Here is a 25,088-nt window from a genome sequence, read left to right on the forward strand (position 1 = left end):
AAATGAACGTGGGATTTATCGGTCTGGGCATCATGGGCGCGCCGATGGCGGAAAAGCTGCTGGCGGGCGGGCACACGCTTTACGCCCACACCCGGCACGAGGTGCCGGCAACGTTACTGCAACAGGGGGCCATCGCCTGCCGCGATCCGCAGCAGGTGGCAGATGAGACGGACGTGATCTTCATCATGGTGCCGGATACGCCGCAGGTGGAGGAGGTGCTGTTCGGTGAACGCGGCTGCGCCGCCGGCAAGCTGAACGGCAAAGTGGTGGTGGACATGAGCTCCATTTCACCGCTGGAGACCAAAGTATTCGCGCAGCGCATCAACCAGCTGGGCGCCCAGTACCTGGACGCGCCGGTTTCCGGCGGCGAAGTGGGCGCCAAACAGGGCACGCTGACCATCATGGTGGGCGGCGAGGAAGCGACCTTCGAACGGGTGAAGCCGCTGCTGGCGCTGATGGGCAAGAACATCACGCTGATCGGCGGCAACGGCGACGGGCAAACCTGTAAGGTCGCCAATCAGATCATCGTGGCGCTGACCATTGAAGCGGTCAGTGAAGCGTTGGTGTTCGCCTCGCGCGCCGGCGCCGATCCGGCCCGGGTACGTGAAGCCCTGATGGGCGGCTTCGCCTCGTCGCGTATCCTCGAGGTGCACGGCGAGCGGATGATCAAGCGGGCGTTCGCGCCGGGGTTCCGCATCTCGCTGCACCAGAAGGATCTCAACCTGGCGCTGCAGGGCGCGAAGGCGCTGGCGCTCAGCCTGCCGAACACCGCCACCTGCCAGGAGCTGTTCAACGTCTGCGCCGCCAATGGCGACGGCGAACTGGATCACTCCGCGCTGGTGCGGGCGCTGGAAATCATGGGCAACCACCGGGTAGCCGGCTAAGGCGCCCGCCGGCATTTAATTTGCCGGCTTATCATTAGAATCAGAGATGTTCGACATTAATAACGCCCTCTTTATGATAAATAAAGAGGGTCCCCGCCAATCCAATAAAAATGATTCAGCACAATAAAAAGTAAAAAGCAGGATGCCAACCCAAGGAGACACTGAATATGGCAACCGATAATGCTGTTATTGATAAAGATATTCTTACCGCCCCTGACAAAAGTCGCTTATATCGAAAAATCGCCTGGCGCATTATGCCCATTCTATTAGTGAGCTATATCGTCGGTTATCTCGATCGGGTGGGGATTTCGTTTTCGAAATTCCAAATGATGCCCGATATTCTGAACGGCAACGTCTCGATGGCCGAAGCCGTTTACGGACTGGGGGCCGGGGTATTTTTCATCGGCTACATCATCGCCGGGGTGCCCAGCAATATTCTGCTGAGCCGCTACGGCGCCAGAAAGATTATCGCGCTGCTGATGGTGGTGTGGGGGGCGATATCGATGCTGAGCATCTTCATCACCAACCCCTGGCAATTCTACCTGGCGCGTTTTCTGCTGGGGCTGGCGGAAGCCGGCTTTTACCCCGGCGTGATCCTCTACCTGACGCTGTGGTTCCCCTCCAGCCAGCGGGCCAAGATGACGGCGCTGTTCGTGTGCGGCATCCCGGTCAGCAACATCATCGGTGGCCCGCTGTGCGGCTGGATCATCGAACACATGAACGGCCTGATGAACCTCTCCGGCTGGCAGTGGCTGTTCTTTATCAGCGGCCCGCGCGCGCTGTTGATCGCCATCGTCATTTTTTGCTTCCTGGATAATACCTATCAGAGCGCCAAGTGGCTCAGCCCGCAGGAGAAGGCGCTGATCAAGGAGGATATGGCGCAGAGCGCGCCGCGTCAGGGCGCCGCCGGCGGGCAGGAGTGGACGATGAAAAGCATGCTGAGGTCGTCCGCGTTCACCAAAATGTGGCTGATTTGCTTCTGTACGGTGATGGGGCAAGGCGGGCTGGCGTTTTGGGTGCCCACCATCATTCGCGACACCGGCGTGACCTCGGTGATGGATATCGGGCTGCTGACCATGCTGCCGTACATGCTGGCGGTGGTGGCGATGCTGGTGGCCGCGCGCAGTTCGGACAAGCATCGCGAGCGGCGCTGGCACATTATCGTGCCGTTCTGCATCGCGGCGGTGTCGCTGATCTTTATCGGCTTGTTCCCGGACAACAAGCATGTGGTGATGGCGGCGCTGTGCGTGGCGGTGGCCTCGAGCCTGGTGCCGTCGCCGCTGTTCTGGAGCTTGCCGAATGCCATCTTTACCGGCACCTGCGCCGCAGCGGGCATTGCGCTCATCAATTCCATCGCCAATATCGGCGGATTTATTTCGCCTTACATCATCGGCTATTTCAAACAGCTGACCCACAGCAATTTGGCGGCGATGTGCGTTTTGTCGGCGATGATGATCGTGGGCGCATTATTAACCTACAGCGTGCCGGCGAAATGGGTCAACAAATAACACTTTCCTTCATCTTAATTAAATAGTCGGCAACAGTTTTATTTTATTTCGCCATGCGTTTCTCCTCTGATTAATTCAGCGGGGGAAGGCATGGCCGTTTTTATTTCTGTTCGAATAAAGGATGCGTCATGAAAATTGTTATTGCACCGGATTCATTTAAAGAAAGCGTCAGCGCGGAATTGGCGGCGCGGGCGATCGCGCGCGGCTTTCACGAGGTTTATCCCGATGCCGAGTGCGTTTGCCTGCCGATTGCCGATGGCGGCGAAGGCACGGTGGACGCGCTGGTGGCCGCCACCGGCGGGCGCAAGGTGAGCGTGACTGCCACGGGCCCGCTGGGGGAACGGGTGGCGGCGTTTTACGGCGTCAGCGGCGACGGCAAGACGGCGGTGATCGAGATGGCGGCGGCCAGCGGATTGATGCTGACGCCGGCGGAACGCCGTAACCCGCTGCTGGCCACCAGCTACGGCACCGGCGAACTGATCCTGCATGCGCTGGATCAGGGCATTCGCCACCTGATCCTCGGCATCGGCGGCAGCGCCACGGTGGATGGCGGCGTCGGCATGGTGCAGGCGCTGGGCGGCCGCTTTTATCGTCCGGACGGCAGGGCGCTGCCGTGGGGCGGCGGCGAGCTGGCGACGCTGAGCGGAATCGATCTCGGCGCGCTGGATGCGCGCCTGCGGCAGTGCCGGATAGAGGTCGCCTGCGACGTAGACAATCCGCTGGTGGGGCCGCGCGGCGCGGCGGCGGTGTTCGGGCCGCAGAAGGGCGCGACGGCAGCGATGGTGGCGCAGTTGGAACAGGGCCTGACGCAGTATGCCGAGGTGATCCGCCAGAGCACCGGCCGCGACGTGCGACAGGTCGCCGGCGGCGGGGCGGCGGGCGGCATGGGGATCGCCTGCCAGGTGTTTCTCGGCGCAACGCTGAAGCCGGGTATCGAGATCGTGATGGCGGCGCTGGGCCTGGAGCAGGCTCTGGAGGAGGCCGATTTGCTGATCACCGGTGAAGGACGCATCGACAGCCAAACGCTGGGCGGCAAGGCGCTGTCCGGCGTCGCTCGTCTGGCGCGGGCGCGCGGCCTGCCGGTCATCGCGTTGGCCGGCGTGGTGGAGGACGGGGCGGAAGCGTTGCACGCGCAGGGAATAGACGCGATGTTCAGCATTCTGCCGCGCCTGAGCACGCTGGCGGTCGCGCTGTCGCAAGGGGAACTCAACCTGCAGCGCAGCGCCACCAACGTCGCCCGCGCGATGCGTATCGGCCGGCAATTGAGATAAAAAAGAAGGCCACGCTGCGCGAGCAGGTGGCCTTGGTTTTGGCGGCGAAGCGCTTACGGCTCGACGTCGCGGTTGCAGTCCTTGGAGTAGATGTAGCTGAAGGTTTCCTGGCCCACCGCATAGCCTGCCTGCTGCACATAGGCGCCCATGAAGATGTAGTCGCCTTGCTTCACCGGCATCCATTCATTGTCCAGGTTGTACACGCCGGCGCCGCTGAGAATGTAGGCGCCATGCTCCTGCACGTGGGTCTCGATATAGCCGTGGCTGGCGCCGGGGGCGAAGGAGAGGATGTGCATATTCATGTCGAAGCCCAGATCTTTCGGCAGCAGATCCTGCAGGATCACCTCGCTCATGCCCTCGTAGTGGATCTGCTCCAGGTTGGCGACGTTGTTGCTGACCACGTGCGCCTCGTAGCCCTTGATGCGCTGGTAGCGGCGCTTGTAGAGGAACAGGCGGCTGGATTGGCCGCCGTTGGCGTTTTCCAGCCGCATGGTGACGCCCGCCGGGCAGTAAAGGTAGCCGCCGGCGGTCAGCGGGTAGTCGGTGGCGTCGGCGGAAGCGGTGATGGCGCCGTCGATGACGTACACGAAGGTTTCGATCTCTTCGCCGCCAAAGCCTTTGGTGTTGCGGCCGCAGTCGTGCAGCGTCACCAGATAGTCGACGAAGGTGGCGCCCAGTTTCGGCGTCGACAAGATGGTGACGTCGCAGTTTTCAAAACCGGGAATGACGTTGCGCACCAGGCCGTTCGGCGGGATCAGCGCATAGTTGCCGCGTTTGATGATGGCGCGCGTTGACAGAATGTCGGTTGGATAACCGGTTTGATTGTTGAAGTAACCCACGTTGATTCTCCTGATCGTTGAAAGGGCGCCGCGGCGGCGCCCGGTAAAAAAGCGCCGTCAGGCCTCGGTGGCCGTTCGGGTTGGCGTAGTGCGTTTCATCAAGACGTTGACGGTGAAGAAGATGGCGGTGCCCACCAGCAGGATGGCGGCGGAGATGTAAAAGCCCATCACCTTGGAGCCGGTGCTGTCGGAGATCACGCCGGTCAGGAAGGGGGCGATTACCGACGAGGACATACCAAAGAAGTTGAACACGCCGAAGCTGGTGCCATAGCCTTTCTTCGGCGCGTTGTCGGCGACGAAGGAGATCATGATCGGATCGACCGCCAGCTTACCCAGCAGCCCGTACAGGATCAGGCTTATCAGCAGCATGGTGGAGTCCGGCGAAATGACGGTGCAGACCAGCATTACCGCCGCGCACAGCTCGAGGAAAATGATCAGCTGCACTTTCTTGTTGCGGAAACGGTCGGACATGCGGCTGAAGAACAGCGCACCCGGCACCGACGCGAAGGCCACCAGGGCGGAGGAGAAGCCGATGGCCACCCCTTCAAAGCCGCGCTCTTGCTGCAGGAACGAGGGCAGCCAGGTGACTATCATGTAGTAGCCGTAGCAGGTGGCGAAGTACATCGCGTAGGCGGAGATCATGCGCAGGCTGAACAGGCCGCTGGCCTGACCGTCCTCTTCGGGCTCGAGCGCCGCCGGCGCAACGGTCTGGCTGACGGCTGCCGGCGCTTGAGGCTGCGAGCTTTTGATGACCACGGCGAACACCAGCGTCATCACTACCAGCAGGCCGGTGATGATGAACAGCATGATCTGCCAGTTCATGTTAAAGCTTTTCACCAGCAGGCTGGAGGCGATCAGGCCGATGGCCATGCCGAGCGCCGAGCCGCTGTTGATCACCGCGGTCGCCAGGCCACGGCGCTCCAGCGGGATATTCTCCGACGACAGGGAGTAAGCCGAGCCGTAATAAGAGCCGCAGCCCATGCCCGCAAGCAGGCTGCCGGCATAGACCATGGTCAGGCTGGTGGCGTTGCCGATCAGCAAGGTGGCGATGATGAACAGGCAGAAGCCCGGGATCAACACCACCTTCTTGCCGAATTTGTCCACCAGGATGCCCGCCGGGATCTGCATGCCGGTATAGGCGAAGAAGTAGAAGCTGGCGATCAGTCCCATTTCCGCATTGGAGTGCGCGCCGATGGTCTGTTGGATCTCGGGGAAGATCGGCGTCAGAACGGTGCGATAGATCCAGATCACCGCCCAGCCCAGACAGAGCACGACGACGATTTTTTTCCAGTAGCGCGGGTCGATGTCGTTGCTCATGCCTCGGCCCCCTGTTCGGTGTAGGCCAGCTGATACAGCGTCTGCGCCAGGATTTTCACCCCTTCGTTCAGATCGGCGACGGCGGTTTTTTCCGCCGGGTTATGGCTGATGCCGGCGATGCTCGGCACGAACATCATCACCGTCGGCACGCGCGGGGCGAAAATTTGCGAGTCGTGCCCGGCGCCGCTGTGCATCATGCGGTAATTCAGCCGCTGCGTTTCACACAGGCGGCTGACGCAGGCCACCAGCTGTTCGTTCATCGGGATCGGCGCTTCGTCCATCCACAGATCGATCTCGGCCTCGATGCCCATCTCGGCGCAGATGCGCTGGATATCCTGCTCGATCTCCTGCGTGAAGCGCAGCAGCGCGGCCTGATCGGTATGGCGGCAGTCGAGGGTGAAGTGGGTGAAGCCCGGCACCACGTTGACGGTGTTCGGCTTCGGCTCCACCTTGCCGAAGGTCAGCACCAGCGGATCGCCCTCGGCGCGCGCCTTGGCGATCGATTCGCAGCAGATGCGGCTGAAGGCGTGCACGGTATCCCGGCGGTAGCTCATCGGGGTGGTGCCGGCGTGGTTGGCTTCGCCCTGCAGCCGCACGTCATAGCGCCGTTGGCCGACGATGCTGGTCACTACACCGAGGGTTTTGCCTTCGGTTTCCAGCACTTTGCCCTGTTCGATATGGATCTCGACGAAGGCCGCGATATCGCTGCGCAGCGGCTGATGCGGCGGCGGGAAATCGAAACCGGCGTCGCGCATGGCGTTGACGAAGCCGACGCCCTTGGCGTCCGTAATGTGCTGCACGTCCTCCCGCCGGGCCAGGCCGACGATGTTTTTGCTGCCCCAGAACACATAGGGGAAGCGGCTGCCTTCTTCTTCCGCCAGCGCGATGACTTCCAGGCTGCGCAGCGGCGGGCCGTAGGTATCCTTGAGGTATTTGATCGCCATAAAGGCGGCTTCGATACCGAACTGGCCGTCGAGGTTGCCGCCGTTGACCACCGTGTCGATGTGCGAACCGGAGAGAATCACCTGGTCGGGGTATTTGCTGCCCTCCAGCCGCCCGAACAGGTTGCCGACCGCATCAAAATGGGTGCTCAGCCCGGCGGCGTCGAAGGCGTTTTTCAACGCGTGCTGCGCCTCGATCCATTCCGGGGTATAAAGCAGACGCGTCATGCCGCCGCTGGGGTCGGCGCCGATTTTCGATAACCAGCCGGAAATATCACGGATTTCTTGTTGGAAGTCTTTCATGTTTACCTGCCCGCATGTTGTGTCTCAGCGGCGATGCGGCCAGGGCGGATGATATTCGCCGCCGGCCGACCTATTGCGCTGAGCGCGCTGATGAAGGTTTTCTTTTTTCTCCCCGGCTCTGCAATATCAACCGCGAGCCGCGGCGGAAAAAGCCCACGATAATAAGATTGCGTTAACTGGCGAAGGGGTCTTTGTGGTCGTAAGAACGCTGGTAAATATCATTTGAAATTAAGTATTGATAAATGTCGTCGACGATTTCGATACCGTTTTTCTCGCTTTCCATTTCACGCGCATGGCTGTTCTGTCCCGGGTAAAGCACTTTACTGACACCCGGCGCCGGTTTAACGGCGTTCAACTCTTTCATGACCTGGCTGATATTTTTACGGAACGCCGACTCGTTGGTGAAATAACCTGGATTCAGCACGATATGCAATTGGCCCAATTCCCGGCCGGCGCTGAGATCGTGATACATCGAGCTGACGTGTTTGCCGAACGGCAGGCCGAGCAAAATGCCCGACAGCACGTCGACCATCATCATCAGGCCGTAGCCTTTCGGCCCGGCGATCGGCAGCAGGCCGCTGACGGCGAACGGATCGGTGGTGTGCTTGCCCTCGGCGTCCACCGCCCAGGTGTCGGGAATGACGGCGTTGCGCGAGCGGGCGTCCAGCACTTTGCCCCAGGCCTGCACGGTGGTGGCCATGTCGAAGGTAATCAGCTCGTCGCCTTCACCCGGAGCGGAGAAGGCGATAGGGTTGGTGCCGTAATAGACTTCGGCGCCGCCGTACGGCACCACCATCGGATCGGATTGGCACAGCGAGATGCCGACCATGCCGGCGCGCGCCGCCTGCTGCACGAAGTACGACAGCGCGCCGCTGTGGCCGATGCGGCGAACGCCCACCACCGCAACGCCGCTCTCTTTCGCCATCTCGATGGTGCGATCCATGCTCAGCTTGGCCGCCACGTGCCCGGCGCCGTTGTCGCCGTCGAAAATGGCACTGCAGGGGCCGGTTTTTTCAAAGGTGAAATGCGGGTGATTGTTGGTGCCGCCTTTACTGATACGTTCGGAATAGTATTCGACCCTGACCGCGCCGTGGGAGTGGATGCCGCGCGCATCGGCATGAACCAGCACGTCGGCGACGATGCCGGCGTGCTCCTGGCTCAGGCCGGCGGCGTGAATTTTTTGCTGGATAAGCTGGTGTAATTGTTGTTTAGAGACCTTCATATACAGTCCTTTTATCACTACGGTTTATTTAATTCGCCTCTGCGTTGTAATGTATAAATACCGGGGGGGAATAATGTGATCCAGATGCGTTTTATTCGATTGGATTAAAAATTCGTTGAATTAAATCGTCATTGTTAGAAGTTTTTTATAAATGAATTCCTCGCGTCTGGATTAACTAATATTCAAGGGATTAAGTTATTTTTTCTAACAATGAATAAAGTGTGACCGCACTCACCTCTGGGCGTGATTTTAATTTGTAGCTTGATAATTAACCTTTTCGCTGGATTCAATGCATCGCCGTGCTGCCGGTACGGGAAATATTGCCGATATTATTAAATGCTGTCTTAAGGATATCACCATGATCCATGCTTTTATTAAAAAGGGGAGCTTTCAGGATTCCGTCAGCCTGATGTTGATCTCCCGCAAACTCAGTGAGTCTCCCAAGGTCGAGGAAATATCCGTCATGATGGGGACACCGGCCAATAAATCCTTATTGGAGGTGACCGGTTTCTGGCACCCGCAGTTTAGCGAAGCGACGCCGAACGATATTTGCGTGGCGATCAAAGCGGAGTCCGCCGACGAGTCGATCGCCGAGGAGATCGGCGCGGCGCTGGAGGCGGCGCTCAAGGCGATTGCGCAGGGCAGCCAGGGCGGCAAAAAGCTGCTGCGGGCGCGCAGCTGGCGCACCGCCCGGCAGAAGCTGCCGGCCGCCAATCTGGCGCTGATCTCGATCGCCGGCGAATACGCGGCAGAGTTGGCGGATCGGGCGCTGGAAGACGGCTGCAACGTGATGATGTTCTCCGACAACGTCAGCCCGGCGCAGGAAGTGGCGCTGAAAACCAAGGCGCGCGAGCGTGGGCTGATCGTGATGGGGCCGGACTGCGGCACCGCCTGCATCGCCGGCGCGCCGCTGGCGTTTGCCAACGTGGCGCCCGCCGGATCCATCGGCGTGGTCGGCGCCTCCGGTACCGGCATTCAGGAGCTGATCTCGCAAATTACCCTGGCGGGACAGGGCATCTCGCACGCTATCGGCCTGGGCGGGCGGGATCTGACGGCGGAGATCGGCGGTATCAGCGCCATCAGCGCGCTGCGCATGCTGGCGGCGGACCCGCAGAGCCAGGTGCTGGCGTTCGTGTCCAAACCGCCGGCACCCGAGGTGCGTCAGCGGGTGATCGACGAAATGAAAGCGCTCGGCAAGCCGGTGGTGGCGCTGTTCCTCGGCGCGCAGTCCGCCGTGCGTCAGGATGGCAACATCACGTTCGCCGCCACGCTGGATGAAGCGGCGCGCCTGGCGGCGATGCTGGGCTGCGTGCAGCAACAGGCGGCGCAACAGCCCGCGGTGCCCGGCGGCAAAATCGCCGGACTGTACGCCGGCGGCACGCTGGCAGCCGAATGCGCGATGTTGCTGGCGGAAAAACTGCGCTTGCCGGTGGATAGCGAGCACCCGCGCGGCGCCATGCTGGTGGCCGATGGCCATCGCATCATCGACATGGGCGATGACTTTTATACCCAGGGGCGCCCGCACCCGATGATTGACCCGACCGCCCGTAATCAAGAAATCGCCCGCCTGGCGCAGCAGCCGCAGACCGGCGTGTTGCTGCTGGACGTGGTGATCGGCTTCGGCGCCCAGGACGATCCGGCGGCGTCGCTGGCGGACGAGGTGGCCAAGGTGCGCGCGGCGCGCGGCGCGGCCCAGCCGCTGGCGGCGATCGCTACCGTCACCGGCACCGAACAGGATCCGCAGCAGCGCTCGCGGCAAATCGCCACCCTGCAGGAGGCCGGCATCGCGGTGATGCCGTCGCTGCCGGCGGCGGTCGCGCTGGCGCATCAGCTGATTACCCCCGTCTTACCCGCACCTGAACGCGAACGGCCGGCCTTGCTGGACGGCGTCGCGGTGATCAACGCCGGGCTGCGCAGCTTCGCCGATGACCTGCAAACCAGCGATATTCCGGTGGTGCATTACCAGTGGGCGCCGGTGGCCGGTGGCGATCAACGATTAGCCAACATCTTGAAAAAATTAAAGTAAGGAACCGCTATGTACGCAACGATTGAGCAAGCAAACGCCGCCGTTATCGCCCGTATCCGCGAGGCGCGCCCGCACTGGCAGGATGTGGATCTGGCGCATCGGTTGATCCCGCAGCTGGCTGAAGGACGCAAGCTGTTGCACGCCGGGCCGCCGGTCACCTGGCAAGAGATGAGTGGTCCGGTACGCGGTGCCTGCATCGGCGCCTGCCTGTTCGAAGGCTGGGCGCAGGATGAGCAGCAGGCACTGGCGCTGCTGGAGCAAGGGGAAATCGAGTTTATCCCATGCCATAGCGTGAGCGCGGTGGGGCCGATGGGTGGCATTACTTCGGCCCACATGCCGATGGTGGTGGTCAGGAACACTGTCCACGGCAACTACGCCTACTGCAACATGAACGAAGGCATCGGTAAGGTGATGCGCTTCGGCGCCTATGGCGAGGATGTGCAGCAGCGCCTGCGCTGGATGCGCGACTCTTTGGCCCCGGTGCTGAAAGCGGTGCTGGCGACGCTGGAGGAGGGGATCGATCTGACCGCGCTGATGGCGCAGGCGATCAGCATGGGGGATGAGTTCCACCAGCGCAATATCGCGGCCTCGGCGCTATTGATGCGCAGGTTGGCGCCGGAGATTAGCCTGCTGCCTCGCGATAAGGCGGAGCTGGCGCAGGTGATGCAGTTCCTCAGTATCACCGATCAGTTCTTCCTCAATCTGGCGATGGCTTACTGCAAGGCGGCGATGGATGCGGGAGCTGAGATTGAGCAGGGCACCATCGTCACGGTGATGACCCGCAACGGCAAGAACTTCGGCATCAAGATCAGTGGCATGGGCGATCGTTGGTTCACCGCGCCGGTGAACACGCCGGAGGGGCTGTTCTTCTCCGGCTTCAGCCAGGCGCACGCCAACCCGGACATCGGCGACAGCGCGATCACCGAAACCTTCGGCATCGGCGGGGCGGCGATGGTGGCGGCCCCGGGCGTGACGCGATTCGTCGGGGCTTCCGGCGGCATGAGCGCCGCCACCGACATCTCCGAGGAAATGGCGGAGATCTATCTTGAGCGCAACATGATGCTGCAGATCCCGACCTGGGACTTCCAGGGCGCCTGCCTGGGGCTGGATGCACGCCGGGTAGTGGAAACCGGCATCACGCCGCTGATCAACACCGGCATAGCCCACCGCGAAGCCGGGGTCGGGCAGATCGGCGCCGGCACGGTGCGCGCGCCGCTCGGTTGTTTCGAGAAGGCGATCGAAGCGCTGGCCGATAAGCTCGGCATCACGGCGTAAGCGAACGGAGGGGCGTATGGACATTGTCGCGCTGGCCGGCAGCCGCCATGTGACGCAGGACTATGGCGCGCTGCGCTGCGTCGGCAGCTTCAACAACGCGATCAATTTCCTGACGGAAAATGCGCGGTTGCTGACGCTGCACCGCGCCGGCAGCGGCCTGAGCCCGATGGGGTGGCAGCTTGGCGCGCGGGATTTCGACCGCGTGCGTCATGCGATACCGTCCGTACGGCACTGCGCTTTCTCCACCACTGGCATCTTGCTGGATGCGCTTCTTGTCCGGCCCGCCGCGATGGCGCGGGATCTGGCGCTGGCGCAGCGGGCGGCCATTGCCGATCGGCCGCTGACGGCGGTGTTACAGCACAGCACCGCACTGTGCGGATTGCACGGCGAAATCGGTCGGCTGATGAAGCGGCCGTTAACGCCGGAGCCGGCCGGGCTGGCGCGGGATTTCTCTCGTTGGCTGCGGGGCGGCGCGGTCGACTGGCGTCATACGCTGGGCAAAGGGCCGGGGCTGACGCCGAGCAACGACGACACCTTGCTCGGTCTGTTGCTGAGCGCGCACCTCGACAGCCGCATCCAGGTCGCCAGGCTGAAGCCGTTTTTCGCCCAGACGCCACCGCTGGACGCGCTGACCACGCTGGTGAGCGCGCATTACCTGCTTTACGCCGAGCAGGGCGTGTTCGCCACGCCGCTGCATACGCTGGCGCAGGGGCTGCAGGTGCCTGAGGACGTATCGGCGGCGGTGGCGACGGTGCTGAGCCTGGGGCATTTCTCGGGGGCGGACACGCTGCTGGGCGTGTGGCTGGGGGTGACGACGATTAACGCACTGTGCGGCGCGCGGTGTGAACACGAGGGCCGGATCGCGGATTCGGCCGGGACGGTATGATTTCAACTACGGGTGCAAACCATGAAAACCTTGGTCATTGCGTTGGGCGGCAACGCCCTGTTGCAGCGCGGAGCCGTGCTCTCTGCGGAAAATCAGTATAAGAGCATCGCCCTCATCGCCGACGCCATCGGCAAGCTGGCGCAGAAGTACCGCATCGCCATCGTGCACGGCAACGGTCCGCAGGTGGGGCTGCTGGCGTTGCAAAACCTGGCGTACCGCGATGTGCCGCCCTATCCGCTGGATATTCTGGTGGCGGAAAGCCAGGGCATGATCGGCTATATGCTGACGCAACAGCTGAACGCCAGCCATCCGCAGCAGCCGGTGTCCACGCTGCTGACGCGGGTGCTGGTGGATGCGCAGGATGCGGATTACCAGGCGCCGAGCAAGTTCATCGGGCCGGTGTATGCGCCGGAACAGCGGCAGGCGCTGGAGGCCAGGTTCGGCTGGACGCTGAAGGCGGATGGTAACTACATTCGCCGGGTGGTGCCTTCGCCGGCGCCGCAGAAGATCCTCGACATCGAGGCGATCACCTTGCTGCTGTCGCAGCGGCATATCGTGATCTGCAACGGCGGCGGCGGCATCCCGATGATTGCCGGCGAGCATGGGCTGACGGGCAGCGAAGCGGTGATCGACAAAGATCTGGCGGCGGCGCTGTTGGCGGAACAGGTGGGGGCCGATCATCTGGTGATCCTCACCGACGCCGACGCGGTGTACCAGGAGTGGGGCACGCCACGTCAGCGCGCCATTCGTCGCGCCACCACGCAGGAGCTGGCGCCGATGGCGGTGGCGGACGGCGCCATGGGGCCGAAGATCATGGCGGTCAGCCGCTTCGTCGATCGCACCGGACGGACGGCGCATATCGGTGGCCTGCAGGACATCGACGCGGTGCTGGCGGGCCAGGCCGGCACCGCCATTTTGCCTTAGTTGCCGTCGGTTTATCCGCGCCCGCGTTGGCGCGGATAAGTATGCCAAAACGGCATGATTTCAATAATTTTTATTCATTTCATGATGTTGCTCACCTTGGCTAGAGTAAAAACACCCCCTGTGTTTAACGTCAAAAATTTGTCATTTTTATTTGCGACTATGCTTTTTGAAATGACATTTCGGCCAAGGATTGTTATGGATTCGCTCAGTGTTGATGAACTCGCCCAGAAGAACGACCGCTGGTATCGCATTGTAGAGGAGATGCTGGCCGAAGCCGGCGTCGCCATCAATGGCCCGCGCGCCTGGGATATTCGGGTGCACAACCCGGCGCTGTTCAAACGCATTTTGCAGGAAGGCTCGCTCGGCTTCGGCGAAGGTTATATGGACGGTTGGTGGGAGTGCGAACGGCTGGACGTGTTGTTTACCCGCATTTTGCAGGCCGGCGTCGACGAGCGGCTGCCGAAAAGCCTGAGCGACATCGCGCGCATCGCCTATGCCCGGCTGTTCAACCGCCAATCGCGCAAGCGCGCCTGGCAGGTGGGCAAAGAGCACTACGACATCGGCAACGATCTGTTCCGGGCGATGCTCGATCCTTACATGCAATACTCCTGCGGCTACTGGAAAGAGGCGCAGACGCTGGAGCAGGCGCAGCAGGCCAAGCTCAGGATGATCTGCGAAAAGCTGCAGCTGAAACCGGGCATGACGCTGCTGGATATCGGCTGCGGCTGGGGCGGGTTGGCGCAGTTTGCGGCGCAAAACTACGGCGTCTCGGTGCACGGCGTGACCATTTCTGCCGAGCAGCAGAAGCTGGCGCAGGAACGTTGCGCCGGGCTGGACGTCGAGATTTTACTGCAGGACTATCGCGATCTGGACCGCCAGTTCGACCGAATCGTGTCGGTCGGCATGTTCGAGCACGTCGGGCCGAAGAACTACGATACCTATTTCAGCGTCGCGGCGCGCAACCTGAAGCCGGACGGCCTGTTTTTGCTGCACACTATCGGTTCCAATCAAACCGACCTTAACGTCGACGCCTGGATAGACAAATACATCTTCCCCAACGGCTGCCTGCCTTCGGTGCGGCATATCGCCGAGGCCAGCGAAGGGCGTTTCGTGATGGAGGATTGGCACAACTTCGGTGCCGATTACGATCGCACGCTGATGGCCTGGCTGGAGAATTTCAAACGGGCGTGGCCGGAATTGGCGGGCGGTTATTCCGAGCGCTTCGAACGGATGTTCACTTATTACCTGAACGCCTGCGCCGGCGCGTTTCGTTCGCGCAACATTCAGCTGTGGCAGGTGTTGTTCAGCCCGGCGGGCGTAGAGGGTGGGGTGCGGGTCTATCGCTAATCCCCGTCATATTTCAAGCTGACTGCACGTTCGAGCCCTGGTCGCTTAGTTATCTAAGCTCCCAGGGCTTCACGTTTGCCACCTGGATGCAGCTTCAGGGATGACGGATATCAGTACAGCAGGGAGTACAGCTGGCGGCGATATTTAGCGGCCAGCGCGTCGCCGGTGCCGAGCGCGGCCAGAATATCCATCAGAGTCTTGCGCGCGTTGCCGTTGGCGGCGGCCAGATCTTTCTTCAGATGCCCCATCAGCAGTTCCAGCGCTTCTTCGTTACGCCCGACCTGATGCAGCTGCAGCGCCAGCTGCACCGCCAGCTCGACGTTGTCCGGCTGCTGCTGCACCTGCTGTTGCAGCTGTTGGATCTCCGGCGTGTCCGCTGCCTGCTTCAACAATTCAATCTGCGCCACCAGGCCTTGATAGCGAGTATCGCGATCCTGCAGCGGGATGGTCGCCAGCACCGCTTCGGCGTCTTCACTGCGGCTGAGCGCGATCTGGGTTTCAGCCAGCGTCAGGCCGATGTCACTTCGCTGCTGGCTGCTCTGCCAGGCGTCTTTCAGCAGCGGCAGCGCTTCGGCGGCGTTGCCGGCGGCCAGCAGTTCCTGCGCCTGCGCCAGTTTCAGATCTTCTTCCTTCGGCAGGAAACGCTGCAGCAGGTCGCGGATCGCTTCTTCCGGCTGCGGGCCCTGGAAGCCGTCGACCGGCTGGCCGTCTTTGAACAGATAAACCGTCGGGATAGAACGCAGCCCGAACTGGGAGGCGATCATCTGCTCGGCGTCGCAGTCCACCTTGGCCAGAATGAACTGACCGGCGTATTCCGCCGCCAGCTTGTCCAGCACCGGCGTGAGCTGCAGGCAGTGTTGGCTGCGCTCGGACCAGAAGTAGAACAGCACCGGAATGGACATCGACTGTTCCAGCGTCTGGTGCAGGTTAGTTTCGTTAATATCAACAACAGCTTGAGCTAGCATCTCTTTTTCTCTCTGATCGTGCGGAGCCATGGGGTGTAGATGGGGGCGCGCCGCCATTCTTCAACCCCGACGGGCGAATTAAGCGTTGCTGCGCAGCAGCCAATCCAGGCAGCGGCCCGGCAAAATGCGGCGCAGCACGCTCATCGCGTGCGCCAGCAGGGTGACCGGGTAGCGCAATTTAGCGCGCGGGCTTTCCAGCGCGTGGCGCAATTTGGGCAGAATGGCCTCCGGCGTCAGCGTCAGGCGTTTGGCGATACCGGGGTTATGCACCGGCTTGTCGCTCTGCGCCTGGTTGACGTTCTGGCTAAAGTGGGTGGATATCGGCCCCGGCTCGATCAGGCTGACCTGAATGCCGCTGCCGTGCAGCTCCATGCGCAGCGCGTCCGACCAGGCTTCCAGCGCGAACTTGCTGGCGGCATAGGCGCCGCGTCCGGCGCTGGAGACCAGGCCCATCACCGAACTGGTCTGAATGATGCGCCCTTCACCGTGCGGCAACATCGCCGGCAACAGCAGCTGGGTCAGTTGGTGGGTGCCGAACAGGTTGGTGGAGAACTGCTGCTCCAGCTGGCTGCGCGAAATGCGGCTGAGCGGGCCGTAAACGCCGAACCCGCCATTGTTGAACAAGCCGTACAGGCGGCCGCCGGTCAGCGCGATCACTTCGGCGGCGGCGCGCTCGACGCTGGCGCTGTCGTCCAGATCCAGCTCGATGCCTTCCAGCCCGAGCTGGCGCATGTTTTCCACGTCCTGCGGCTTGCGGCAGGCGGCCAGCACCCGATAGCCGCGGTTGCGCAGATCCTGCGCCGCAATCAACCCAATCCCGCTGGAACAGCCGGTTATCAATACCGCTTTTTGCATAACTTTACCTAGTGTACGACCCTAATTTAGTTAGACTCATGTTTTACTAGCGGTTCCAGACGCTCCGCCATCCAGGTGGCGATAAACGACTGGGCGTCCCCATTGGGGTGCAATCCGTCATCCTGCATCCATTCCGGCTTCACCACCACCTGTTCCATATAGAACGGCAGCAGCGGAATGTTGAACTGTTTGGCCAACGCCGGATAGACGGCGCTGAACGCCTCAGTATAGCGGCGGCCGTAGTTCGGCGGGATGCGGATCTGCATCAGCAGCGGCTGTGCGCCGGCCTGCTGCACCCGCGTGATGATTTGGCCGAGATCGCGCTGTACGTCCTGCGCCGGGAACCCGCGCAGGCCGTCGTTGGCGCCCAGCTCGATCAGCACCCAGCGCGGCCGATGTTGTTTCAGCAGCGCGGGCAGGCGTGCCAGCCCCTGCGCGGCGGTGTCACCGCTGATGCTGGCGTTGACCAGCTGTGGCGCGCCCGGCTTTTTTTGCCACTGTTCGGCCAACAGCGTCGGCCAGGCCCGCTCGATCGGCAGGCGGTAGCCGGCGCTTAAACTGTCGCCCAAAATCAACAAGGTATCGGCGGCGGCAGCGCGTAAACTGAATAATCCCAACAGCAAAAGGAAGGGAAGATGCCAGCGGAAAACGTTCTTGAAGTTCATCATCTTAGTAAACACGTTGGTCAGGGTGAGCATCAGCTCACCATCCTTACCGGAGTCGAGCTGCTTGTCAAACCCGCGCAGACGATCGCCCTGATCGGGGAATCCGGCTCGGGCAAGTCGACCTTACTGGGCATATTGGCCGGGCTGGATGACGGCAGCGAAGGCGAAGTGCGTTTGCTGGGCGAGTCGCTGACCGCGCTGGACGAAGAGGGGCGTGCCGCGTTGCGCGCCAGAAATGTCGGCTTCGTGTTTCAGTCGTTCATGCTGGTGCCGACGCTGAACGCGCTGGAGAACGTGCAGCTGCCGGCGCTGCTGCGCGGCGAGAGCGACAGGCAGAGCCGCGAGCAGGCGGTGCAGCTGCTCGAGCAGTTGGGGCTGGGCAAGCGGCTCGATCACCTGCCGGCGCAGCTGTCCGGTGGCGAGCAGCAGCGCGTGGCGCTGGCGCGCGCCTTCAGCGGCCGGCCGCGGGTGCTGTTCGCCGATGAGCCGACCGGCAACCTCGATCGTCAGACCGGCGATCGCATCGCCGATTTGCTGTTCTCTCTCAACCGCGATTTCGACACCACCCTGATCCTGGTGACCCACGACGAAACCCTGGCGGCGCGCTGCCAGCGGCGGCTGCGGCTGCGCGAAGGCAAGCTGTGGGAGGAAGCATGATCTGGCGCTGGTTCTGGCGCGAATGGCGCTCGCCGTCGCTGCTGATCGTTTGGCTGGCGTTGACGCTCTCCGTGGCCTGCGTGCTGGCGCTGGGCAGCATCAGCGATCGCATGGACAAAGGGCTCAGCCAGCAGAGCCGCGACTTTATCGCCGGCGATCGGGTGCTGCGCAGCGCGCATCCGGTGCCGGAAGGCTGGTTGCTGGACGCGCAGCAGCAGGGGCTGAAGGTGAGCCGCCAGCTGTCGTTCACCACCATGACCTATGCCGGCGATCGGCCGCAGCTGGCGGACGTGAAAGCCACCGATCTGGTCTATCCGCTGTACGGCAAGCTGGAAACGCGCCCGGCCAACATCAAGCCTGAACCGGGCAGCGTGCTGGTGGCGCCGCGCTTGCTGGCGCTGCTGAACGTGAAAGTCGGGGATTCGCTCGAGGTGGGCGACACCACGCTGCGCATCGCCGGTGAAATCATTCAGGAGCCGGACGCCGGCTTCAATCCGTTCCAGACCGCGCCGCGCATCATGATCAACCTGGCTGACGTCGATAAGACCGGCGCGGTGCAGCCGGGCAGTCGCCTGACCTACCGTTATATGTTCGCCGGCGCGGAGCCGGATATTCAGCGTTACGAAGCGCGGCTGACGCCGCAGTTGACGCCGGACCAGCGCTGGTTCGGGCTGCAGGAATCCGGCAGCGCGCTCGGCAAGTCGTTGCAGCGATCTCAACAGTTCCTGCTGCTGTCGGCCCTGTTGACGCTGCTGTTGTCGATCGCCGCCGTGGCGGTGGCGATGAGCCACTATTGCCGCAGCCGTTACGATCTGATCGCGGTGCTGAAAACCCTCGGCGCCGGGCGCGGCGCGCTGCGTAAGCTGATCGTCGGCCAGTGGCTGGCAGTGATGGCGCTGGCGGCGGTATGTGGCGGGGCGATCGGGCTGGCGTTCGAAGCGCTGCTGATCCGCCTGCTGAAGCCGGTGTTGCCGGCCGCGTTGCCCGCCGCCGGCGCCTGGCCGTGGCTGTGGGCGCTCGGCGCGCTGGTGCTGATTTCGCTGCTGGTCGGGCTGCGGCCGTATCGCCAGCTGCTGGCGACCCAGCCGCTGCGGGTGCTGCGCCGCGACGTGACGGCCAACGTCTGGCCACTGCGCTACTTCCTGCCGGTGACGGCGGCGATCGTGGTGGCGCTGTTGGTGGCGCTGATGGGGGCCAGTACGCTGCTGTGGGCGATTTTGGCCGGTATGGCGGTGCTGGCGTTGCTGTTGGGCGGCATCGGTTGGGGCAGCCTGCTGCTGCTGCGCCGCATCACGCTCAAGAGCCTGGCGCTGCGGCTGGCGGTCAATCGCCTGCTGCATCAGCCGTGGGTGACCATCAGCCAGCTGGCGGCGTTCTCGCTGTCGTTCATGCTGTTGGCGCTGTTGCTGGTGCTGCGCGGCGATCTGCTCGAACGCTGGCAGCAACAGCTGCCGCCGGACAGCCCGAACTTTTTCCTGCTCAATATGACCGAGGCGCAGGTGCCGCAGGTGAAAACCTTCCTGCAGCAGCACCAGATCAAGCCGGAAACCTATTACCCGATCGTTCGGGTGCGTCTGACCGAGATAAACCAGCAGGTGGCGACAGAACGGGTGCATGAAGACGATCCGGGCGGCGAGGCGGTGAACCGCGAACTGAACCTGACCTGGCTGGCAGCGCTGCCGGATCACAATCCGCTGGTGGCGGGCAGCTGGCCGCCGAAAACCGGCGAGGTTTCGATGGATGAAGGCATCGCCGGGCGGCTGAAGATCAAGCTGGGCGACACGCTGACCTTCAGCGGCGATACCCAGGCGTTCAGCGCCAAAGTCACCAGCCTGCGCCAGGTGGATTGGGAGAGCCTGAAGCCGAACTTTTACTTTATCTTCCCGCCGGGCGCATTGGACGGCCAGCCGCAGACCTGGCTCACCAGCTTCCGCTACGACGGCGACGGCCAGATGCTGACCCAACTCAACCGTCAGTTCCCGACGCTCAGTCTGCTGGACATCGGCGCGATCCTGAAACAGGTCGGCGGCGTGCTGCAGCAGGTCAGCCGCGCGCTGGAGGTGATGGTGGTGCTGGTGGTGCTGTGTGGCGGCCTATTGCTGCTGGCACAGGTGCAGGTCGGCATGCGTCAACGCCGCCAGGAGCTGGTGGTGTACCGTACGCTGGGGGCCGGCAAACGGCTGCTGCGCCGAACGTTGTGGTGCGAGTTCGCCCTGCTGGGGCTGGTGGCGGGCATCGCGGCGGCGGTGGGCGCCGAGGCGGCGCTGTGGCTGTTGCAGAGCCGGGTGTTCGACTTCCCGTGGACGCCGACGCCGGTGCTGTGGTGGGCGCTGCCGCTGGCCAGCGCGCTGCTGTTGTCGCTGTGCGGCGGCTGGCTGGGTGTGCGCCTGCTGCGCGGCCGGGCGCTGTTCCGCAGTTATGAGGGGTAATGTTGACTTAGCGGGATGAAAAAAAGGGGTTAGCCTAAGGCTAACCCCTTTTACTTTCGGCGGCGGTGCCTTAGGCCAGCTTCTGCTGTGCCCAGGCCAGCCCGCTTTGGTATTCGCCCGGCAGCAGCGGCGCCAGCGCCTGCAGCGCCTGGCGCAGATCGGCGGCGCTCGGGTCGTTCAGATTGAGGTGGCCGACCTTGCGGCCAGGGCGCACCTCTTTCTCATACCAGTGCAGGTGCACCAGCGGCAGCGACAGCCACTGTTCGTTGACGGCGGTGCCGATCAGGTTGACCATCACCGACGGCGTGCTCACCACTGGCTGCGGCAGCGGCAGGCCGAGGATGGCGCGCAGGTGCAGCTCGAACTGGCTGATGGACGCGCCGTTTTGCGTCCAGTGGCCGCTGTTGTGCACGCGCGGTGCCAGTTCGTTGATCAGCAGCCGATCGCCGACGATAAAGCACTCCATCGCCATTACGCCGACGTAGTTCAGTTCGTTCAGGATCGCCGCCAGCATCCGCTCGGCCTGTTGCTGCAGCGCCGGGTTGGGCTGCGGCAGCGCCACGCTGGTGCGCAGGATGCCGTCTTCATGCAGGTTGTGGGTCAGCGGGTAGAAGACCGAACGGCCGTCGTGGCCGCGCGCGCCCACCAGCGACACTTCGCCGGAGAAATTGATGCCTTGCTCGACGATGCACTCGCCATAGGCGTCGGCCGGCAGTTCGGCTTCCTGGCCCGGACGCAAGCGCCATTGGCCGCGGCCGTCATAGCCACCGACCCGGCGTTTGACGATCGCCAGCTCGCCCAGTGAAGCGAACACCTGCGGCCATTCGGCGGCGCTCGCCAGCAGCTGCCACGGCGCGGTCGCCAGGCCGAGCTGGTCGAGCAGCTGTTTTTGCGTCAGGCGATCCGCCAGACGCGGGAAGATGTCGCGGTTGACGAAGGCGCTGTGGGTCGCCAGTTCGCGCGTCAGCGCGGTTTCCGGCCAGCGTTCGATCTCGGCGGTAATGACGCTGTTCTGATACGGCACCGCCTCGGGCTCGGCATCGATGCCGACGGGGTAAACGGCGATGCCCAGCGGTTCGCCGGCCTGGCGCAGCATGCGCCCCAGCTGGCCGTTGCCCAGTATGCAAACCGGCTTCATGCGTCCTCCCGCGGATCGGGGTGGTTCAAGACGTCGTCGGTCTGCGCCTGACGCCAGTTCGCCAAACGCTGCGCCAGCGCGGCGTCGTGCAGCGCCAGGATCTGCATCGCCAGCAGCCCGGCGTTGGCGGCGCCGGCTTTGCCGATCGCCAACGTGCCGACCGGGATGCCGCGCGGCATTTGCACGATGGAGTAGAGGCTGTCCACGCCGCTCAGCGCGGCGCTTTGCACCGGCACGCCCAGCACCGGCACCAGGGTTTTCGCCGCCAGCATGCCCGGCAGGTGCGCCGCACCGCCGGCGCCGGCGATGATCACGTCAAAGCCGTTGGCGGTAGCCTGCTCGGCGAAGCTGAACAGCTTGTCCGGCGTGCGGTGAGCGGAAACGACTTCGACATGGAAGGGGACATCGAGCTGGGTCAGGACTTCTGCGGCGAACTGCATGGTGGCCCAGTCACTTTTCGATCCCATTACAATTGCGATTTTAGCCCCGGCATTGGCGGCTGAAGCGGCGTTGGCTCCCATGGGTGTAAGGCTCCTGTGGTTTGTCTGGCGTCGGCTGAGGACCGAATGAGGGCGTAGAGCATACCATGAGCGCACGGCGAGGAAAACGGTTGCGTCGCCGGTTTTCACCGGCGAAAGCGCGAATTTTCACTCGCGCGCCAGTCCGGAACTCAGAATGGGAATTGAATCAGCTCGACGGCGTCGGCGCTGACTTTGATCATCGATCCTTCGACGTGCCAGGCGCCCAGCACCGCGCGATGGGCTTCGCCGTTGCTCAACGCCAGCCGGTGCACCGCCGGGCGATGGGTATGGCCGTGGATCATCCAGTGCACGTCGTGGCGCAGCATCGTTTGCTCGACCGCCTGCGGGTTGACGTCCATGATGGCTTCCGACTTGTACTGGTTGGATTGTTGGCTGCGGGCGCGCATTTTAGCGGCGATCTTCAGTCGCCAGCGCAGCGGCAGCGCCAGGAACAGTTTTTGAATCAGCGGGTTGTGCACCTTGCGGCGGAATTGCTGATAGGCCTGATCGTCGGTGCACAGCGTGTCGCCGTGCAGGATCAGGATCCTGCGGCCGTACAGTTCCAGCACTTTTTCTTCCGGCAGCAGCTGCATGCCGCTGGCGCGGGCAAAGCGTTTGCCGAGCAGAAAATCACGGTTGCCGTGGATGAAATAGCAGGGCACGCCGGCCTGTTGCAGCGCCTTCAGCGCCGCGGCGATCTCCGCGTGCAGCGGCTCGGGATCGTCGTCGCCGATCCAGGCTTCAAACAGGTCGCCGAGGATGTACAGCGCGTCGGCGTGAATCGCTTCGCGCCGTAAAAAACGCAGAAAACCGGCAGTGATTGCCGGTTCCTGTGCGCACAAGTGCAGATCTGCGATGAACAGCGTACTCATGCAGCCGCGATTACTCGCTGACGGTCACGCTGTTGATCACAACGTCTTCTACCGGTACGTCTTGGTGCATGCCGCTGCGGCCGGTTTTCACGCCTTTGATCTTGTTGACCACGTCCATGCCTTCAACCACTTCAGCAAACACGCAGTAGCCCCAGCCCTGCACGTTTTCGCCGCGGAAGTTCAGGAAGTCGTTGTCGGCTACGTTGATGAAGAACTGTGCGGTGGCGGAGTGCGGATCGTTGGTGCGCGCCATTGCCAGGGTGCCGATGGTGTTTTTCAGACCGTTGTTGGCTTCGTTCTTGATGGTCGCGTTGGTCGCTTTCTGGTTCATGCCGGGTTCAAAGCCGCCGCCCTGGATCATAAAGCCGTTGATCACACGGTGGAAGATGGTGTTGTCGTAGAAACCGGCGCGGCAGTAGTTCAGGAAGTTTTCAACGGTAACCGGCGCTTTGTCAGCAAAGGTCTTGATAACGATATCGCCGTGATTGGTGTGGAAAGTAACCATAGTTTTAATCCTAACAAGGTGAAGTGAGACGTCACGTAAAGCGAGTGAACATTCAGACCGCCCTTATAACATATCCACCCCAGCGAGTCAGCAGCGGCTCAACCGCGCACTGTCTGTGGTAATTGCATTTGTGTTATATTATAACAATTATGCCGACCGCCGAATTTTGCGCATTTTATTCGCGTGAAGTCAGCAAAGCATGGCCTTAACCTTGCAATAGATCAGGCTTCAGGTTTCAATACGCTACCGGGCGGAAAACCTGAGGCCCGGTTATCTTTTTTGTTATCACGCACACCACGGAATCTCCCGATGCTAAAGATTTTTAATACCCTGAGTCGTCAAAAAGAGGAATTCAAACCCATTCATGCCGGGAAAGTGGGCATGTACGTGTGCGGGGTAACCATCTATGACCTGTGTCACATCGGCCACGGTCGTACCTTTGTCGCTTTCGACGTGGTGGCGCGTTACCTGCGCTATCTCGGCTATTCGCTGAACTACGTGCGCAACGTCACCGACGTGGACGACAAAATCATTCGCCGCGCGGCGGAAAATCATGAGACCTGCGACCAGCTGACCGAACGCATGCTGGCGGAAATGCACGCCGACTTTGACGCGCTGCTGATCGACCGCCCGGACAGTGAACCGCGCGCGACCCAGCATATCGCCGAGATCATCGAGATCACCCAGCGCCTGATCGATCGCGATCACGCCTACGTGGCCAGCAACGGCGACGTGATGTTCTCCATCGACAGCGATCCGCAATACGGGCTGCTGTCGCGCCAGGATCTGGATCAACTGCAGGCCGGTGCGCGTGTGGAGATCGACGACGTGAAGCGCAACCCGATGGACTTCGTGCTGTGGAAGATGTCCAAGCCGGGCGAGCCGAGCTGGCAGTCGCCGTGGGGGCCGGGCCGCCCAGGCTGGCATATCGAATGCTCCGCCATGAACTGCAAGCAGCTGGGCACCCACTTCGATATCCACGGCGGCGGTTCCGATCTGATGTTCCCGCACCACGAGAACGAGATCGCGCAGTCGAGCTGCGCCCACGATGGCCCGTACGTCAATTACTGGATGCACTCCGGCATGGTGATGATCGACAAAGAGAAGATGTCCAAATCGCTGGATAACTTCTTCACCATCCGCGACGTGCTCGGGCATTACGATGCGGAGACGGTGCGTTACTTCCTGATGTCCGGCCACTATCGCAGCCAGCTGAACTACAGCGAAGAGAACCTCAAGCAGGCGCGTACTGCGCTGGAGCGTCTCTATACCGCGCTGCGCGGCACCGACGCCAATGCCGCGCCGGCCGGCGGCGAAGCGTTGGAAGCCCGCTTCCGCGAAGCGATGGACGACGACTTCAACACCCCGGAAGCCTACTCGGCGCTGTTCGATCTGGCGCGCGAAGTGAACCGCCTGAAAGGGGAAGACATGGCGGCGGCCAACGGCATGGCGGCGGAATTGCGCAAGCTGGCGAACGTACTCGGCCTGCTGCAGCAGGAGCCAGAGCAGTTCCTGCAAGGGGGCGCTCAGGTTGACGACGGCGAAGTGGCGGAGATCGAAGCGCTGATCAAGCAGCGTAACGAAGCGCGTGCCGCCAAGGACTGGGCGCTGGCGGATGCCGCTCGCGATCGCTTGAACGAGATGAACATTGTGCTGGAAGACGGCCCGCAGGGCACCACCTGGCGTCGCAAGTAATCCGGCCGCAGGAAAAACAAAAAAGGCGCTGAATTCAGCGCCT

The 25,088-nt window shown here is 62.4% G+C and carries 22 protein-coding genes; 11 read left to right on the forward strand and 11 right to left on the reverse strand.

Going from position 1 to position 25,088, the window contains the following annotated elements; translation table 11 throughout:
• Positions 1-2 precede the first annotated feature (2 nt).
• The 3 genes from glxR to AAIE04_RS01275 all read left to right on the forward strand — a co-directional run bounded on the left by glxR (position 3) and on the right by AAIE04_RS01275 (position 3,663).
• Positions 3-884, forward strand: a complete 882-nt coding sequence (glxR, locus tag AAIE04_RS01265) for a 2-hydroxy-3-oxopropionate reductase (protein WP_498576357.1) — start codon at positions 3-5, stop codon at positions 882-884.
• A 254-nt stretch (positions 885-1,138) separates the two neighbouring features.
• Positions 1,139-2,392, forward strand: a complete 1,254-nt coding sequence (locus tag AAIE04_RS01270) for an MFS transporter (RefSeq protein WP_226882941.1) — start codon at positions 1,139-1,141, stop codon at positions 2,390-2,392.
• Positions 2,393-2,520: 128 nt separating this feature from the next.
• Positions 2,521-3,663, forward strand: coding sequence for a glycerate kinase (locus tag AAIE04_RS01275; RefSeq protein ID WP_019454130.1), 1,143 nt, complete (start codon positions 2,521-2,523; stop codon positions 3,661-3,663).
• 53 nt (positions 3,664-3,716) lie between these two features.
• Here AAIE04_RS01275 and allE read toward each other — a convergent pair whose 3' ends face one another.
• The 4 genes from allE to allD all read right to left on the reverse strand — a co-directional run bounded on the left by allE (position 3,717) and on the right by allD (position 8,285).
• Positions 3,717-4,502 (reverse strand): (S)-ureidoglycine aminohydrolase, encoded by a 786-nt coding sequence (allE, locus tag AAIE04_RS01280; protein ID WP_019454129.1) that lies wholly within the window; start codon positions 4,500-4,502, stop codon positions 3,717-3,719.
• 57 nt (positions 4,503-4,559) lie between these two features.
• Positions 4,560-5,819 (reverse strand): MFS transporter, encoded by a 1,260-nt coding sequence (locus AAIE04_RS01285; RefSeq protein ID WP_019454128.1) that lies wholly within the window; start codon positions 5,817-5,819, stop codon positions 4,560-4,562.
• On the reverse strand, positions 5,816-7,063 hold the full coding sequence (gene allC, locus AAIE04_RS01290) for an allantoate deiminase (protein ID WP_019454127.1): 1,248 nt from the start codon (positions 7,061-7,063) through the stop codon (positions 5,816-5,818). The genes AAIE04_RS01285 and allC overlap by 4 nt, the downstream gene beginning before the upstream one ends.
• Before the next feature lie 172 nt (positions 7,064-7,235).
• A complete protein-coding gene (gene allD, locus AAIE04_RS01295) occupies positions 7,236-8,285 on the reverse strand; it encodes an ureidoglycolate dehydrogenase (RefSeq protein WP_498576358.1) in 1,050 nt (349 codons plus the stop codon).
• A 358-nt stretch (positions 8,286-8,643) separates the two neighbouring features.
• On the opposite strand from allD, the gene AAIE04_RS01300 reads away from it, so the two are divergent.
• The 5 genes from AAIE04_RS01300 (at position 8,644) to cfa (ending at position 14,743) form a co-directional block, all read left to right on the forward strand.
• Positions 8,644-10,311: an acyl-CoA synthetase FdrA gene (locus tag AAIE04_RS01300; protein WP_498576359.1), complete on the forward strand. Its 1,668-nt coding sequence runs from the start codon at positions 8,644-8,646 to the stop codon at positions 10,309-10,311.
• 9 nt (positions 10,312-10,320) lie between these two features.
• The gene (locus AAIE04_RS01305) at positions 10,321-11,586 is read left to right on the forward strand and encodes a YlbE family protein (protein WP_498576360.1); all 1,266 of its coding nucleotides are present in this window, start codon (positions 10,321-10,323) and stop codon (positions 11,584-11,586) included.
• A 16-nt stretch (positions 11,587-11,602) separates the two neighbouring features.
• Positions 11,603-12,472 carry an oxamate carbamoyltransferase subunit AllH family protein gene (locus AAIE04_RS01310; protein ID WP_498576361.1) on the forward strand — a complete coding sequence of 290 codons (870 nt, stop codon included), beginning with the start codon at positions 11,603-11,605 and terminating at the stop codon, positions 12,470-12,472.
• A 21-nt stretch (positions 12,473-12,493) separates the two neighbouring features.
• Positions 12,494-13,396 (forward strand): carbamate kinase, encoded by a 903-nt coding sequence (locus AAIE04_RS01315; RefSeq protein ID WP_498576362.1) that lies wholly within the window; start codon positions 12,494-12,496, stop codon positions 13,394-13,396.
• 195 nt (positions 13,397-13,591) lie between these two features.
• Complete coding sequence (cfa, locus tag AAIE04_RS01320) at positions 13,592-14,743, forward strand: cyclopropane fatty acyl phospholipid synthase (RefSeq protein ID WP_019454122.1); 1,152 nt, start codon at positions 13,592-13,594, stop codon at positions 14,741-14,743.
• 110 nt (positions 14,744-14,853) lie between these two features.
• On the opposite strand, the gene AAIE04_RS01325 is transcribed toward cfa, so the two are convergent.
• From AAIE04_RS01325 to tesA, 3 genes are all read right to left on the reverse strand, one after another.
• Positions 14,854-15,708 (reverse strand): co-chaperone YbbN, encoded by an 855-nt coding sequence (locus tag AAIE04_RS01325; RefSeq protein ID WP_025160052.1) that lies wholly within the window; start codon positions 15,706-15,708, stop codon positions 14,854-14,856.
• 78 nt (positions 15,709-15,786) lie between these two features.
• Entirely contained in the window at positions 15,787-16,563 is a 777-nt protein-coding gene (locus tag AAIE04_RS01330) for an SDR family oxidoreductase (RefSeq protein ID WP_498576363.1), read from the reverse strand.
• A gap of 26 nt (positions 16,564-16,589) precedes the next feature.
• Positions 16,590-17,228, reverse strand: coding sequence for a multifunctional acyl-CoA thioesterase I/protease I/lysophospholipase L1 (gene tesA / locus AAIE04_RS01335; protein WP_309531255.1), 639 nt, complete (start codon positions 17,226-17,228; stop codon positions 16,590-16,592).
• Between tesA and ybbA the strand changes: the two genes are divergently transcribed.
• Both ybbA and ybbP read left to right on the forward strand, forming a co-directional pair.
• On the forward strand, positions 17,199-17,885 hold the full coding sequence (gene ybbA, locus AAIE04_RS01340) for a putative ABC transporter ATP-binding protein YbbA (RefSeq protein ID WP_004940192.1): 687 nt from the start codon (positions 17,199-17,201) through the stop codon (positions 17,883-17,885). The genes tesA and ybbA overlap by 30 nt on opposite strands.
• Positions 17,882-20,314 carry a putative ABC transporter permease subunit YbbP gene (gene ybbP / locus AAIE04_RS01345; protein ID WP_498576364.1) on the forward strand — a complete coding sequence of 811 codons (2,433 nt, stop codon included), beginning with the start codon at positions 17,882-17,884 and terminating at the stop codon, positions 20,312-20,314. Before ybbA ends, ybbP begins: the two co-directional genes overlap by 4 nt.
• Positions 20,315-20,384: 70 nt before the next feature.
• Here the strand turns inward: ybbP and purK are convergent, their stop codons facing one another.
• The 4 genes from purK to ppiB form a co-directional block, all read right to left on the reverse strand.
• Positions 20,385-21,452, reverse strand: coding sequence for a 5-(carboxyamino)imidazole ribonucleotide synthase (gene purK, locus AAIE04_RS01350; protein WP_498576365.1), 1,068 nt, complete (start codon positions 21,450-21,452; stop codon positions 20,385-20,387).
• Positions 21,449-21,973 carry a 5-(carboxyamino)imidazole ribonucleotide mutase gene (gene purE / locus AAIE04_RS01355; protein WP_498056879.1) on the reverse strand — a complete coding sequence of 175 codons (525 nt, stop codon included), beginning with the start codon at positions 21,971-21,973 and terminating at the stop codon, positions 21,449-21,451. Before purE ends, purK begins: the two co-directional genes overlap by 4 nt.
• Positions 21,974-22,122: 149 nt before the next feature.
• On the reverse strand, positions 22,123-22,845 hold the full coding sequence (locus tag AAIE04_RS01360; RefSeq protein WP_019454116.1) for a UDP-2,3-diacylglucosamine diphosphatase: 723 nt from the start codon (positions 22,843-22,845) through the stop codon (positions 22,123-22,125).
• 10 nt (positions 22,846-22,855) lie between these two features.
• Positions 22,856-23,350, reverse strand: coding sequence for a peptidylprolyl isomerase B (gene ppiB, locus AAIE04_RS01365; RefSeq protein WP_004940183.1), 495 nt, complete (start codon positions 23,348-23,350; stop codon positions 22,856-22,858).
• Between the two features lie 309 nt (positions 23,351-23,659).
• On the opposite strand from ppiB, the gene cysS reads away from it, so the two are divergent.
• Positions 23,660-25,045 carry a cysteine--tRNA ligase gene (cysS, locus tag AAIE04_RS01370; protein ID WP_019454115.1) on the forward strand — a complete coding sequence of 462 codons (1,386 nt, stop codon included), beginning with the start codon at positions 23,660-23,662 and terminating at the stop codon, positions 25,043-25,045.
• Positions 25,046-25,088: the final 43 nt, after the last annotated feature.

This window comes from Serratia sp. Ae19-1, assembly GCF_059801225.1.